Raw genomic sequence first — 14,096 nt, 5'->3', positions numbered from 1 at the left:
GGTTACCGGGGGCGGCGGGACCGGAACGTCCATTGCCGTGGCCAGCGGTGCAGATTGCGTCGTCCCGGGCGGTAGTGGTCCTGCCAGTGCCGGAGCGGACGGCAGTGTGCCGAGCGCGCCGGCACCGGTGAGCGCGAGCAGGACCGCAGCGATGTGTCGTCGCGCGCTGCGCCGACCTTCGGTGCGCGGGTCCGCGTGGCTGGCCCCGGCGCGCAGGACGCGCGCGATATCCGTGCCTGCCGCGGCAAACGCCAGAGCCAGCCAGAGCAGCAGGGGGACCACGCACATCAGCAGCACGTGCAGAAACACCGCGGACGGAGCGCTCTCGCCGCGTACGTCGACCGCGAGTTCGCGGCCCGCGACGACTCCCAGCCGGACGGCTGCGATAGCCGACAGAGCGGCGATCGCGAAGCCGAGGGCGGCTGACACCCGCAGGCGATCTGTGCGTCGTTCATCGTGCATGAAGAACATTGAAGCGGATCAAAAGGTATCAAACGACATTAAGCGTCATTGAATGTGGATAAGCGGGCTGATGGCGGAGCGAACCCGTAGGTTGCTGACCATGCGGTGGGAGGACCTGTTCGACGATCTGGAGGCCCAGTGGCTGCGCGAGCAGCAGGCCGACCAGGAGGCGCTGTTGCCGGAGTTGGTGCGCGCCGAACGAGCCGCCGTCGGATGGGCGGACCGGGTCGCGACCGCGGTCGGACAGCCACTGACGATCACCACCGCCGCGGGACGGGTCAACGGGGTGCTGCAGGATCTTGGCCGCGACTGGCTTCTGCTCGAGGAGCAGCGACGATCAGTACTGGTCCCCGCGTTCGCGGTGCTCGGAATCTCCGGTCTGCCCTATCGCAACCGGTCGGAGATCTCGCGCGGCCGTCGTATCGGTATCGGAACCGCACTGCGCGGTATCGCGCGCGATCGCAGTGCGGTGACGGTTCACGACACGGCCGGTGGTCTGACGACCGGTTCGATCGACTGGGTGGGCGCCGATCACTTCGACATCGCCGAGCACCCGGCCGACGCGGTGCGGCGGCCGGATGCCATCACGGGTCGTCGGATGATCCCCGTCGCGGCGGTGTCGGTCATCCGCCGTGCGGACTGACATAATTCGGCAGGCCCTGGGGGAGGGGCGTTGTAGCAGGAGGTCGGAATGCCACCGTTCGGAATGAACCAGGACGGCAAGAGCCATGAAGCCGCAGTAGCGCAGTACGTGCACGAACTGGACCAGCTGGAGGCAGCCGGTGAGCCGGTCGGCGGCTGGGGACCCACCCCGGCGGCTCTACTCGGCCCACGCACCGAGTTCGCGGGTCTGGTCACCACCGGACGTTGGACCGGTTGGGAAGTCAGCGTGGTGCTGCTGCAGCGCGCGCCGGGACTGCTTGGCCGGGTGGGGAACCGGCATGGTCCTGATGAGGCGTTCGGGGTCGAATACTGGCCGGCGGCGCCACAACGCGTCGATGAGCAGGAAACGTCCTGGATCTTCGAGAGCTGGCGGGAAGTCGAGAACGAGCTCGCAGGACAACAGATCACCTGGTACTCGCCGGTGCACACCTTTCGGCTGCTCACCGGGCCGGTGCCGGTCGTACCGCCACCCTCGCCGCAGGTAGTCACGACGTTCCCGGTCGCCGACGCTCCAGGCCCCGAGGTACCCGCCGTGCGCGACCGCGCGACCCGTGCGGCGTTGCTGCGTCGAGCCGCCGTCGCGCTCATTGTCGGAGTGTTCGGAGTGGGGGTTATCGCTGCGACGACCAGTTTCGGAGTGGACGACAACGGGGACACCCGCGAAGGGGTTCCCGACCTGGTGGTCGGCGCCGGCATTGTTGGCGGGTTCTTCGCCTTCGCCTGGGCGGTCCTCACCGCAGTCCTGCTGGTCCATGCCGTCACCGTGCTGGCGAGGCATCCCTGGCGGCAGGTGGGTGCGACGCTGAACGAACCACAATCAGCGGCGTTCGCCAACGGCCAGCCGACGCTGGCGCTGAACGATGGCGACACGACCTGGTACCTGACGGTGCGGGCGCTGCCCTGGAACCGCGCGCCGTACGCCGTTCCAGGGCTATGGTTCGCCGGCCAGTCCGGTGGCGGTGGGATGGTCGCGACGCCGGACCGTCGCCGCATCGCCTGGGTGGCACGTTCGTGGACAGCCACGCGCACTCGGAAGGCGGCGCACGAGGTGACCGCTCCGCGCTGAGGAGTGGTTCAGGTCTGGGATTCGTCGAACTCCGGGTCGGAGGCCAAGGTCCCGTCGGCGACCTGCTGGCGGGTCGCGGCGTACGCCCGCTTGATGTAGGCCTCCAACTCCTCGGCCTCGATACGCCAGGACCGACCGACCTTGATGGCTGGCAGCTCCCCGGTCGTGACCAGGGAGTAGGCCTGCCGCACGGAGATGTTCAGGATTTCGGCGACATCGGTGATCTGGAGGAATCGGGCCGGCATGACCCCATTCTGGCCGAATCCCGGCTTTAACACTTTCTTACCTGTGGAAAGCCCAGCGCGCCGCATGCGACGTGCCACGATCGGACGCAGTCGGGCTGGGGAGGTCTGGCGGGTGCCGCTGAGGCGGCGCCGCGCTCACGGGGAAGGGAGCGACCATGTCGCTGGCACCAACACGTTCACGCGCCGGGAGTGCTGGCGAGCGGGACAGCGCCCTGCCGGCTCCACGCGCAGGCCGGTTGCAACGACCGTCCTGGCGTGATGGCCGCCTGATCGCGGGCGTCCTCCTGGTCCTGTTGGCGATGATCACCGGCGCGCTGACGCTGCAGCACTTCAACAACTCGGTCACGGTGTTGCAGGCCAGCCACACCCTGGAGCCGGGGGATGTTCTCAGCAAGGACGACGTCACGGCCGTCGAGGTACGCCTGGATTCCCCACAGCGCTACCTCAGTTCCGTGCCGACCGACGGATCGGGTCGTGTGGTGCGGGAAGTACCGGCCGGAGAACTCATCGCCCGCACGGCCATCGGCGATGCCGCCGCCCTACAGGTACGGGCAATCGCGGTCCCGGTGACCGGTGCCTCCGCCGCGACCCTGCAGCGCGGATCCAGCGTCGACGTCTGGGTCTCACAACGGGAGTCCGACGCCACGGGTACCACCTCCTACAAGGCGCCGCAGCGGCTGTTGGAACGGGTGTCGGTCGCATCGGTGCCGAGCAGCGGCGGCGGGCTGAGTGGGGCAACCGGTGATCCGGCCGTTCAGGTGATGGTGCCGCAGGACCAGGTCGCGGCGCTGCTGGCGGCCATGAACAGTGGTGGCAAGGTGGATCTGGTCCCGGTCAGCGCCGGATCCGCGCCATGACGCGGGACATCACGGTAGCGACCGCCATCGGACCGGCCCAGGAGGCCGCAGTCGCTGAATACCTCTCTGCAGCAACGGATATCACGCTGGTCCGGAGATGCGCTGACCTCAGTGATCTGCTGGCGGTCGCTGAGGCGGCGCGCGTGTCGGTGGCGGTGGTGTCGGCCGGATTCCCTGGGCTGGACCGGTCCGCCGTCGGCCGGCTGCGCGAGTGCGGAGTCACCGTGGTCGGGGTCGTCTCGCCCTGGGACGAGCACGATGCGCTCGCCGCCTGGTCGGTGCCGAGCACGGCGCTGGAGGCAGGGCCGGACCAACTGCTCGCGCTGGTGCGTGCGGTCGGCGAACCCGAAACTGCGGCGGTCGCGCTCGATCGGGACGACACCCCCGATCTGCCGCCGGTTGAGCTGGAGAACGACACTGCCGACGGTGCCCAGGCCACCCCCGAGGAAGGCATCGTGGTGGTCGTCTGGGGTCCGCCGGGGGCTCCTGGCCGCACCACGCTCGCCATCAACCTCGCCGCCGAGTTGGCCGCGGGTGGTGTGTCTACCTTGCTGGTCGATGCCGACACCTACGCGGCGAGCGTGGCCCAGCACCTGGCGTTGCTGGACGAGGCACCGGGCGTGGCAGCGGCGACCCGACTGGCCGACGCCGGCCGGCTGGACAGGCGGTCGTTGGCCACGGTCGCGCCGGTCGTGCTGCCGGACCTGCGGGTGCTCACCGGGCTGCCGCGGGCCGATCGCTGGCCGGAGATCCGCGACGAGAGTTTCACCCACGTGTTGCAAGTGGCCCGATCGCTGGTCGCGGTCACGATTGTTGATGTCGCCGCGCCGCTGGAGGAGGACGAAGACCTCAGCTACGACACGCGTGCCCCGCGTCGGAACGCAGCGACCCTGGCGGCGTTGCGGACCGCGGATCGCATCCTTGCCGTGGGTGCTGGCGACCCGGTCGGGCTGCAACGACTGGTCCGCGGACTGGCCGACCTCGCCGCGATCGGCAAGAACGACGCGGAGGTGGTCGTCAGCAAGGTGCGCAACAGCGCGGTCGGCTCGCACGCACAGAACGTCATCGCCGACTCGCTCGACCGGTTCGCTGCCGTGACGGACGCCGCGTTCATCCCCGACGACCGCGATGCCCTGGACGCCGCGCTCCTAGCCGGGCGCGTTCTGCGCGAGTGCGACCCGTCCTCACCGACGCGACTGGCGATCGCCGACCTGGCGACCCGGTTCGGTGCCGTCGCTGCGCGCAGTGGCCGCCGAAGACTGCGTCGGAGCCGTTGACCGCCGTGACACGATGACCGCGTGACCACGGGACGTGTCTACCTGCCGACCAGCCTCGAGCGCCTGATCGCGTTGCGCGACGAGCGCCGCATCGACGGGCCGCTCATCGCCTACGCGCCCACCCCGGCACTCGCCGCCGCCGTGGGCGGCAACCTGGACGAGGAGGAGTTGGAGTACGCCGCGATCCAGGAAGCAGCGACCATCGCTGCCGCGCTGGAGGACGACGTCGTCGTGGCGGTGGACGTGCCCAGCGCCGAACTTGCGGCCGCCATCGAACGCAGCGGACCGCCGGACTCGCCGGCCGCCGTACGTTTCGCGGGCCCTGTCCTGTTGCGCCAGGTCGTCAGCCTGCACCGACTTGACCCGCCGGGGGAGCGCGACGCCGACTCCGATCTGGACCTGTCCTGGTACGACGTGACCGAGTTGGCAGCGCTCGTGGCGGACCTCGGGGCCTAACCAGCCAGGTAGGCCCGGCCCTGCTTCTCCTCGACCTTGAAGCCATGGGTGAGCGCAGGCGCAACCGCGCCCTCGATCCGCCCGCCCATCAGCGGGATCGAACAGCGCACGTCACCGGCCACCTGCAACTGACTGCCGTCACCGCCGGGTTGCAGTGAGCACATTCCGTCGAAGTTGACCGGCTTGTCGCGCACTTCGATGTGCATCGTGCCCGTGCGTGAACCGTCGGCGCCGGCCGCGCCCCACCGCTGCTGGACGACGATGTCCAGCTGGTCACCGACCAGCTTCTTGAACGCCGACGGCGCCCCCTCGGTCGACATGGTGCGCGCGCTGGTGATCACCGTGTCCGGCCCCTCCTGCGTGACGGTTGCCGTCACAGTGACCGCACCGGCTGCCTCGCCGGTGGCGCGCTGGAATGACTCGTCGGTCATCATCGCGAAGACGGCCGTCGGATCGGCGGGCAGGGTCCAGGATCGCTCGATGTGCGTAGCCACGGCAGGCAGCCTACGCGGACCGGGTGCGCTGCGGGCGCAGCTGACGCCTATCGTGGAAGTGGATCGACAACGAGGTTGGTCCCGATCGAGCGTGCGAAGGTGCGTGCTATGCCTGCGGTGAACTCCGCGACCGTGTCGGTTTCCGACAAGCTTCCCGACGACCTGGTGTCCGGTTATTTCGAGCACACCGCGGCCGAAGACCTCCAAAATCTCACTCCGCCAGACGTTTCGGGCATCGTGCGCTCGCACCTGGCGCTGGCTGCCCACCGGGCGCCAGGGACGGCCAACGTCCGGGTGTTCACTCCGCATCCGGATACCGACGGGTGGGGCCGGGGTCTGGTGGTCGCGCAGATCGTCACCGACGACATGCCGTTCATCGTCGACACCGTGCTGGCAGCGCTCAGCCGCGCCCAGCGCTCGGTGCGCTTGCTGGTGCACCCGCAGTTCGACGTACGCCGATCGGCCGAAGGCACTCTGGAGTCGGTAACGCCCGTGGCCGCGGGGTCCTCCCCCGAGGGGGCCAAGCGGGAGTCCTGGCTGCACGTTGAGTTTGCCCGCGCGCGCAGTGCCGCCGACGACGAGCAACTGCAGCAGACGCTCACCCAGGTGATGGGGGATCTGCACAAGGCCGTCGAGGACTGGCCGCAGATGCGCGAACGCTGTTGGGAACTGGCGGGTTCCGTTGCCGAGGAGGTCGGCGAACGGGTTGATGAGGACCAGGTGCGCCAGTGCGTCGAGATGCTGCGCTGGCTCGCCGACGACAACTTCACGTTCATCGGATTCCGTGACTACCGGCTGGCGCGGCGGGACGGTCAGGACGGCCTGGCCCCGGTCGAGGGCAGCGGCCTGGGGGTGCTGCGTGACGACGACCCGGACACCTTCCGGGCGTTGACCCCCGAGGCCGCGCGCACCGCGCATGATCCGCGGTTGCTGACGATCACCAAGGCCAACTCGCTGTCCACGGTGCACCGGTCAGCACATCTGGACTACATCGGGGTGCGGGTCTTCGACGACTCGGGCGCGGTGATCGGTGAGCGCCGGTTCATCGGATTGTTCGCGGCGCGGGCGTACAACGAGACCGTGCGACGGGTGCCAGTCGCTCGCGACAAAGTCGAACAAGTCCTGGCCGCAACGGGTTTCGCCGCCGACAGCCACGACGGACGGGACGTGCTGCAGACCCTGGAGACCTACCCCCGTGACGAAGTGCTGCAGGCGGAAGTCCCGCACCTGGTGCACGTGGTGCAGGTGGTCTCCCGGTTGAAGGAGCGCCGGTGTGCCGGGGTGCTGCGCCGCGACGATGAGTTCGGGCGGTTCGTCTCGGTCGTGGTCTACGTGCCGCGCGACGCCTACGACACCACCCTGCGGCTGCGCATGACCAAGGTGCTGCACGAGAGCTACAACCCGCGGCACATCGAGCACGAGATCCGCCTCGCCGACGACGACCTCGCGCATGTGCACTTCGTGGTCTGGCTCGGTGACGAACGGCCGGCGCCGATCAGCGACGAGGACTTCGACGGGCGCATGTTGCGCAGCGTCCAGACCTGGGGCCAGCGCTTCTCGACCCTGGTGCGCGGTCAGTACGGCGATGAAGCCGCCGCGCGGATCACTGCCGATTACGTGCACGCCTTCCCCGAGGCCTACAAAGAAGACTTCAGTGCCGCCCAGGGGCTGGCCGATCTGCAACGCATCGAAGCGCTGGACGGGCCGGACCCGGCGCTGTTCGCGCTCTACCGGGAGAGCGGCAGTGACCCGCGCGAGCGCCGCTTCAAGATCTTCCGACGGGACCGGCTGATCCTGACCGACGTCGTCGGCATGTTCACCGACTTCGGCGTCGAGGTCACCGACGAGCGGCCGTATTCGATGCGACTGCCGGATGGTTCGGCCGTCTGGATCTACGACCTGGGCCTGCGTTCGCAGTCGCCCGCCGCCTGGGGTGGCGAGGACGCGGACCAGGTGAAGATCGTGCGCGGCCGGTTCGAGGACGCCTTCGCCGCAGTCTGGGACCGCCGCGCCGACAGCGACCGTCTTGGTGGCCTGGTGCTGTCCGCGGGACTGACCTGGCGTCAGGTCGCGGTGCTGCGCACGGTCGGCCGGTACCTGCGGCAGACGGCGTTCTCCCTCAGCTACGGCTACATCCAGGACGCCCTCCTGGCCAACCCCGACCTGGCCGCGCTGCTCAGCGAGCTCTTCGAGCAGCGGTTCGACCCGGCACGGCGCCTCGAGGAGGACGAACGGGAGAGCAACCAGCACCGCATCCTGCAGCGGATCGACGCGGCCCTGGCCGATGTCGCGAGTCTTGACCACGACCGCATCGTGCGAGCGATCCGCGATGTGATGCGAGCGACCCTGCGCACCAACGCTTTTCAGTCCGACGACGACTCCCGGGTGATCGCCCTGAAGCTGGACTGCCACCAGGTACCGGATCTGCCCGAGCCGATCCCGATGTTCGAGATCTGGGTGCACGGCCCCGATGTCGAAGGGGTGCATCTGCGGTTCGGGAAGGTGGCCCGTGGCGGCCTGCGCTGGAGCGACCGCCGTGACGACTTCCGCACCGAGATCCTGGGCCTGGTCAAGGCGCAGATGGTGAAGAACGCGCTGATCGTGCCGACCGGTGCGAAGGGCGGCTTCGTGGCGCGTCACCTGCCCGACACCAGCGACCGTGACGCTTTCAACGCAGCGGGAGTGGCGGCGTACCAGCAATTCATTGCGGCGCTCCTGGCGGTCACCGACAACCTGGTCGACGGCGCGGTGGTGCCGCCGCGGGACGTGGTCCGCTACGACGACGATGACACCTATCTGGTGGTCGCGGCCGACAAGGGGACCGCGACGTTCTCCGATATCGCGAACGACATCGCCCGCGAGCACGGCTTCTGGCTCGATGACGCGTTCGCCTCGGGCGGCTCGGCGGGGTATGACCACAAGGCGATGGGCATCACCGCGCGCGGAGCGTGGGAGTCGGTGAAGCGGCACTTCCGCGAGATGGGTGTCGACACCCAGACCCAGGACTTCACAGCCGCCGGTATCGGCGACATGAGTGGTGACGTCTTCGGCAACGGCATGTTGCTGTCACAGCACCTGCGACTGGTCGCCGCCTTCGACCACCGGCACGTCTTCCTGGATCCCGATCCGGATGCGGCCACGTCCTACGCTGAACGCCGCAGGCTCTTCGAGCTGCCCCGCTCCAGCTGGGATTCCTATGACCGGCAACTGATTTCAGAGGGTGGCGGGGTTTATCCGCGCACCGCCAAGTCGGTGCCGATCACCGATCAGGTACGCCGAGTGCTTGGCCTGGGCGAGAACGTCACCGCCCTGACCCCGGCCGAGCTGATCCGCGCGATCCTGCGTGCACCGGTCGATCTGCTGTGGAACGGTGGCATCGGCACCTACGTGCGGTCCTCCCTGGAGACCGACACCCAGATCGGTGACCGCAACAACGATGCCGTGCGGATCAGCGCAGATCAGTTGCGCTGCAAGGTGATTGGCGAGGGCGGCAACCTAGGGCTCAGTCAGCTGGCCCGTATCGAGGCGGCGCAGAACGGCGTGCGGGTGAACACCGACGCCATCGATAACTCCGCCGGGGTCGACACCTCTGACCACGAGGTCAACATCAAGATCGCAGCGGCCGGGTTGGTCCGGGACGGCTCGCTGGAACTGAGCCAGCGCGACGAGCTGCTGGCGTCGATGACCGACGAGATCGCCCATCAGGTGCTGCGGGACAACTACGAGCAGAACGTCCTGCTGGGCAACGCCCGCGCGCAGGAGCACGCCATGCTGCCGGTGCACCGCCGGTTCATGGCCGCCGTCCCGGGACTGGACCGCGAGTTGGAGTTCCTGCCCTCCAACGAGGCACTCGACGAGCGGGACCGGGCCGGCCACGGTTTGTGTTCCCCGGAGTTCTCCGTGCTGGTCGCCTACGCCAAGCTGGACGCGAAACGGCAGCTGCTGCAGACGAATCTGCCGGATGACCCATGGTTCGAAGCCACGTTGAGCGGCTACTTCCCGCAGGCGATGCGGCGCTACGACCGGGCCATCGCCGCACATCCGCTGCGGCGGGAGATCGTCACGACCTGCCTGGTCAACGACCTGGTCAACCGCGGTGGGATCACCTTCGTCTTCCGCGCCCAGGAGGAGACGGGTGCCACCGCCGACCAGATCGCCCGGGCCTTCGTGATCGTGCGTGAAGTGTTCGGGATGCGCGAGTTGCTGGCGCGCATCGAGGCCACTGACAACGTGGTGTCGACCGACGTGCAGACGCGGATGTACCTGGAGGTACGGCGGCTGCTGGACCGGGCCACGCGCTGGTTCATCCACAACCGGCCCGCAGACGGCTCCATCGCTGAGGAGATCGAGCGGTTCCGCCCGGTCGTGAAGCAACTGCGCCCGCAGGTGCAGGACTTCCTGCGTGGCAGCGAACACGATCGCTGGGCGGCGGACGCTGAGCAGTTGCGCCAGGACGGGGTGCCGCAGGATCTGGCGGGGGAGATCGCTGCTTTGCTCGATGCCTACGCGTTGTTGGACATTGCCCGCCGCTCCCAGCTTGCGGGGGCCGATCCGGCCGAGGTGACGCGCACCTATTTCGCCTGTTCCGAGCGACTACAGATCGACCGGTTGCTGCACGCGGTGTCGGCGCTGCCGCGGGACGAGCTGTCCGATGCCCTGGCGCGCAGTGCGCTTCGGGAGGACCTGTACGGCGTCCTGGACTCCTTCGTCGACGTCGTGCTCCGCTCGACCGACGCAACCCCGGACCGCGTCGAGCAGTGGGCCACCACGCACCAGGCCGGTGTCGAGCGAGCCGCACGGGCCGTGGCGGTACTGCCGCCCCGGTCGCAGGAGCCGCCGACCCTGGCGCAGGTGCTGGTCGCACTGCGGGCGCTGCGTTCCGTAGCGACAGTGGGGGACTCGCACACCAGCTGACCCGCATAGGCTTCGCTGCGTGCCGTCACTGCATGAGGTCATCGACGAACAGGCCGGGCTTGAACCTGCTCAGGCCGACTGGTTGCACAGCCTGGTCGGCGACTGGCAGTTGCTGGCCGACCTGTCCTTCGCCGATCTGGTGCTCTGGTTGCGCCGCGGCGACGGCAGCTGGGTCGCCGGTGCGCACGTGCGCCCCACGACCGGCGTCGGCGTCTTTCTGGAGGACCTCGTCGGTGAGGCATTGCCCGACGTGCGGCGGGCTGCGGTGGACGAGGCGTTCGAGACGGGCACCATCATGCGCTCACGCAGTACGACGTGGCGCGACGACGTCCCGGTCCGGGAGGAGATGATCCCGGTCGTGTGCCGCGGGGAGGCGATCGCCGTACTCTCCCGGCACACCAACATGGCCGCGATGCGCACCCCCAGCCGGCTGGAGGTCACCTACCTGGCCACCGCGGACGCGCTCGCCCGGATGATCGCCACCGGCGCATTCCCGCACCCCCAGGACACCCCGACTGCCAGCCGGGGCACCCCGCGGGTGGGCGACGGCGTCCTGCGCCTGGACGCGGACGGGGTGGTGCGCTATGCCAGCCCGAACGCCGTGTCGGCGATGAACCGCTTGCGGTACGTCGGTCCGATCGTGGGCGTGCGCCTCACCGCCGCGCTGGGGGAGGTGCTGCCCGATCGCGGGCCGGTCGACGAAGAACTGATGGTCACCTTGTCGGGAAAGGTCTTCTGGCAGACCGAGATCCAGTCGCGGTCGGCGTACGTCTCGGTGCGGTCCATTCCGCTGAGCGAGAACGGGCGGCGGATCGGAGCAGTGCTGTTGGTCCGCGACGTCAGTGAGTTGCGGCGCCGGGAGCGCGAGCTACTCACCAAGGACGCCACGATCCGGGAGATTCATCACCGGGTGAAGAACAACCTGCAGACCGTCGCAGCGGTCCTGCGGCTGGAAGCGCGGCGACTGCCGGACCCGAGTGCGCGCGCGGCCCTGGAGAACGCCGTACGCCGGGTGGGCACGATCGCCACGGTCCACGAGACGTTGAGCTTCGGACTGCAGGAGACCGTGCCCTTCGACGATGTCGCGACCCGGACGGTGCGGCAGGCGATCGACCTCGCCAACCGCACCGAGACGCGGGTGCGTGGTGAGGTCATCGGTCAGTTCGGCACGCTGACTCCCGAGGACGCGACGTCGCTGGCGATGGTGCTGGCCGAACTGGTGCAGAACGCCGTCGAGCACGGCTTCAAGTCCCAGGGCGGCACCGTCACGGTTCGTGTCGATCGCCGCACTGGTCCGGACGAGGAGATCCTCACCATGGACGTGCAGGACGACGGCGCCGGACTGCCCGACGGATTCGAACCCGGGCAGGGCGGTTTGGGCAACCAGATCGTGCTGTCGCTGGTGCAGGATCTGCGGGGCACGATCCGGTGGGAGCGTGTGGAACCGCACGGCACCCGGGTGCGGCTGACTGCGCGGTTGCGCGCTATCTCACGATGAGATCCAGCAGACGGTTACCTCAACCGGCGCGACGGGCCCGGGCGTTGCGGCGCTTGAGCGCCCGGCGCTCATCCTCGGACATGCCACCCCACACGCCCGCATCCTGACCAGACTCCAGAGCCCACTTCAGGCAGGTGTCGACGACAACACATCGACGGCAGACTTTCTTCGCTTCTTCGATCTGGGCGATCGCCGGGCCGGTGTTCCCGATCGGGAAGAACAGCTCGGGATCCTCATCCAGACACGCAGCGCGGTCGCGCCAATCCATCAGTAGTAGCTCCTTGCACAAGGTCGATCGTGCGCGAGCGCACGGAACGACATCGGTCCGTTAGGTCTAGTGGTCCGTCGCGGTGACGATCCGGCGGGTGATGCTTCGCCGTGGATCGCTCTACGTTTCACAGCCGCGGGTGCGGCCTGCATTCGCAATAACGCGCGCTACGGCATACCTGTTCCAATCCTCACTGGTGGCTACAGATGTCACAAGGGCTTTGGCGCAGAAATTCGTTATCGAACATGAGGTGTTGGTCACATGACCAAGTTGGGCGTACGCCGTTTGCGCAGGTCCTGAGGCCGCTCGCGGGTGCATTAGGGTCGGGTTATGTCCCAGCACCAGCCGGTGAGTGCGACCCGGCCGGTCGCCGTCCTTCTCTTCCTGCAGGCCGGGCTGCTGGTCCTCAGCGCTGCATGGGTGCTGATCGCCGACCTCGGCGACGGTCGCCAGCAGACCGGTCAGACGATCGGGGAGACCGTTCTGATCCTGGTGCTCGCCGCCTGTGCCGCGGCGCTGGCGATCGCGGTACGCCGGGGGTGGGACCTGGCCAAGACACCCGTCCTGCTGTGGGGAGGCATGGTCGCGCTGTGCGGCCTGACCCTCGCCACCGCCGGCGCGCCGATCCTTGGGGTGGTGGTCGGGCTGCTGGGTCTGGCCACCATCGCCGCCGGCAGTCGGTTGCGCCGCTACGTCGATGAGTCGGTGACCTCGGATGAGTCGCGATGAGTGAGGTCCTGCTCGCCCTGTTGCTGGCGATCGGCCTGCCCGCGCTGAGCGCAGCCGCGATGTTTATCTACTTGCGCGGTCACGGCGGGTCGCAGCAGTACGCCGGGGTCACCCCTGGTCTGATCCCGACGGATGTCGACAGCGCAGAGGTGGTCCGGGCCGGTCAGACGCCGGTTCCGGTGCAGTTCAACCCGCCACCGGCGTCCGCGGGTCTGGTCGGCACGCTACTGACCCAGCGCGCCCGGCCGCGGGAGATCAGTGCCACGGTCGTGGATCTGGCCGGGCGCGGCTACCTGCAGATCCGGCAGGTCCCGGCTGCGGATGGTGTGGCCGAGGACCGGTGGTTCACCCGCACCGAGCCGGCGGTGCCCACACCCCTGGCGGATTACGAACAAAGCGTCCTCGACGGATTGTTCGAGCACGGTTCACCGGTCGCGATGTCCACGCTGCGTTCGTCCTTCGGTCGCGCGTCGGCGAAGGCGATGGGTGAGCTCGAACGGGAGACGTTGCACCGTGGCTGGTTCGACCGGCCACCGCACGAGGCGCAGGCCGGGGCGCGTGGCCTGTCAACCGTGCTGATCGTGTTGGGCTTCGTGGCCCTGCTGCTCACCGGCAACCAGCACTTCGGCGCGGCCGGGATCGGTGCTGCGGTGGGTCTGCTGGGCTCTGGTGCGGTCATCGCCTACGGTGCCCGGCGGGTGGGTGCGCGTACGGCGAAGGGTACGGCGATCGCCGTACAGGCCCTGGGTTTCCGGCGGTACCTGGAGACGGCGGAAGCCAGCCAGATCCGCTTCGAGGAGGCCGCCGGCCTGTTCAGTAAGTACCTGCCCTACGCGATTGTGTTCAACCTGGCCGACCACTGGGCCAAGGTCTTCGGAGACGTGGCGCGCGCGGCGCAGGCCGAAGGGTACGACGTGCCCACGCCGGGCTGGTTCGTGGCGGACGATCTGTCGCTGCTCACCTTCAGCATGCTGGCGTTCTCGATGGACGACTTCGCCGGCGATGCGATGTTCGGGGATGACTCCGGCGGCGACTTCGGTTCGGGTGACGGTGGGTTCGGCGACGGTGGCGACGGCGGTTCCGGGGACGGTGGTTTCGGGGACGGCGGCTCGGGCGATGGCGGCGGCTGGTTCGGCGGTGACGGGGGCTCCGGTGACGGGGGTGGCT

At 68.8% G+C, this 14,096-nt stretch carries 13 protein-coding genes; 9 read left to right on the top strand and 4 right to left on the bottom strand.

What is annotated here, in order from left to right; translation table 11 throughout:
* The coding region (locus AZH51_RS04445; RefSeq protein WP_291521759.1) for a hypothetical protein at positions 1-462 on the bottom strand (462 nt) is incomplete at its 3' end.
* Positions 463-562: 100 nt separating this feature from the next.
* Between AZH51_RS04445 and AZH51_RS04440 the strand changes: the two genes are divergently transcribed.
* The gene (locus AZH51_RS04440; protein ID WP_291521757.1) at positions 563-1,105 is read left to right on the top strand and encodes a hypothetical protein; all 543 of its coding nucleotides are present in this window, start codon (positions 563-565) and stop codon (positions 1,103-1,105) included.
* 48 nt (positions 1,106-1,153) lie between these two features.
* Entirely contained in the window at positions 1,154-2,191 is a 1,038-nt protein-coding gene (locus AZH51_RS04435) for a hypothetical protein (protein ID WP_291521755.1), read from the top strand.
* A gap of 8 nt (positions 2,192-2,199) precedes the next feature.
* Here the strand turns inward: AZH51_RS04435 and AZH51_RS04430 are convergent, their stop codons facing one another.
* On the bottom strand, positions 2,200-2,436 hold the full coding sequence (locus AZH51_RS04430; RefSeq protein WP_291521753.1) for a helix-turn-helix domain-containing protein: 237 nt from the start codon (positions 2,434-2,436) through the stop codon (positions 2,200-2,202).
* A gap of 155 nt (positions 2,437-2,591) precedes the next feature.
* Here AZH51_RS04430 and AZH51_RS04425 point away from each other — a divergent pair, with 155 nt between their 5' ends.
* From AZH51_RS04425 to AZH51_RS04415, 3 genes are read left to right on the top strand one after another with little or no spacing between them, the layout of a single operon-like run.
* Positions 2,592-3,293: an SAF domain-containing protein gene (locus AZH51_RS04425; protein ID WP_291521751.1), complete on the top strand. Its 702-nt coding sequence runs from the start codon at positions 2,592-2,594 to the stop codon at positions 3,291-3,293.
* Positions 3,290-4,570 (top strand): hypothetical protein, encoded by a 1,281-nt coding sequence (locus tag AZH51_RS04420; RefSeq protein ID WP_291521750.1) that lies wholly within the window; start codon positions 3,290-3,292, stop codon positions 4,568-4,570. The genes AZH51_RS04425 and AZH51_RS04420 overlap by 4 nt, the downstream gene beginning before the upstream one ends.
* 21 nt (positions 4,571-4,591) lie before the next feature.
* The gene (locus AZH51_RS04415; RefSeq protein WP_291521748.1) at positions 4,592-5,026 is read left to right on the top strand and encodes a hypothetical protein; all 435 of its coding nucleotides are present in this window, start codon (positions 4,592-4,594) and stop codon (positions 5,024-5,026) included.
* Here the strand turns inward: AZH51_RS04415 and AZH51_RS04410 are convergent.
* Positions 5,023-5,520, bottom strand: a complete 498-nt coding sequence (locus AZH51_RS04410) for a DUF2505 domain-containing protein (RefSeq protein ID WP_291521746.1) — start codon at positions 5,518-5,520, stop codon at positions 5,023-5,025. The genes AZH51_RS04415 and AZH51_RS04410 overlap by 4 nt on opposite strands.
* Before the next feature lie 108 nt (positions 5,521-5,628).
* Here AZH51_RS04410 and AZH51_RS04405 point away from each other — a divergent pair, with 108 nt between their 5' ends.
* Together AZH51_RS04405 and AZH51_RS04400 are read left to right on the top strand one after the other, a co-directional pair.
* The gene (locus AZH51_RS04405; protein ID WP_291521744.1) at positions 5,629-10,434 is read left to right on the top strand and encodes an NAD-glutamate dehydrogenase; all 4,806 of its coding nucleotides are present in this window, start codon (positions 5,629-5,631) and stop codon (positions 10,432-10,434) included.
* 19 nt (positions 10,435-10,453) lie between these two features.
* Positions 10,454-11,932, top strand: a complete 1,479-nt coding sequence (locus AZH51_RS04400) for a sensor histidine kinase (protein WP_291521742.1) — start codon at positions 10,454-10,456, stop codon at positions 11,930-11,932.
* A 19-nt stretch (positions 11,933-11,951) separates the two neighbouring features.
* On the opposite strand, the gene AZH51_RS04395 is transcribed toward AZH51_RS04400, so the two are convergent.
* Positions 11,952-12,200 (bottom strand): WhiB family transcriptional regulator, encoded by a 249-nt coding sequence (locus AZH51_RS04395; protein WP_109685654.1) that lies wholly within the window; start codon positions 12,198-12,200, stop codon positions 11,952-11,954.
* A gap of 330 nt (positions 12,201-12,530) precedes the next feature.
* On the opposite strand from AZH51_RS04395, the gene AZH51_RS04390 reads away from it, so the two are divergent.
* Together AZH51_RS04390 and AZH51_RS04385 are read left to right on the top strand one after the other, a co-directional pair.
* The gene (locus tag AZH51_RS04390; RefSeq protein WP_291521737.1) at positions 12,531-12,929 is read left to right on the top strand and encodes a hypothetical protein; all 399 of its coding nucleotides are present in this window, start codon (positions 12,531-12,533) and stop codon (positions 12,927-12,929) included.
* Positions 12,926-14,096, top strand: a 1,171-nt coding sequence (locus AZH51_RS04385) for a DUF2207 domain-containing protein (protein WP_291521735.1), incomplete at its 3' end; no start/stop codon positions are given. The genes AZH51_RS04390 and AZH51_RS04385, both read left to right, overlap by 4 nt.

The organism is Branchiibius sp. NY16-3462-2 (assembly GCF_001594145.1).
Classification (GTDB): domain Bacteria; phylum Actinomycetota; class Actinomycetes; order Actinomycetales; family Dermatophilaceae; genus Branchiibius.
Note: the sequence above shows the minus strand (reverse complement) of the source record. Positions and strands in the feature narration are given on the sequence as shown.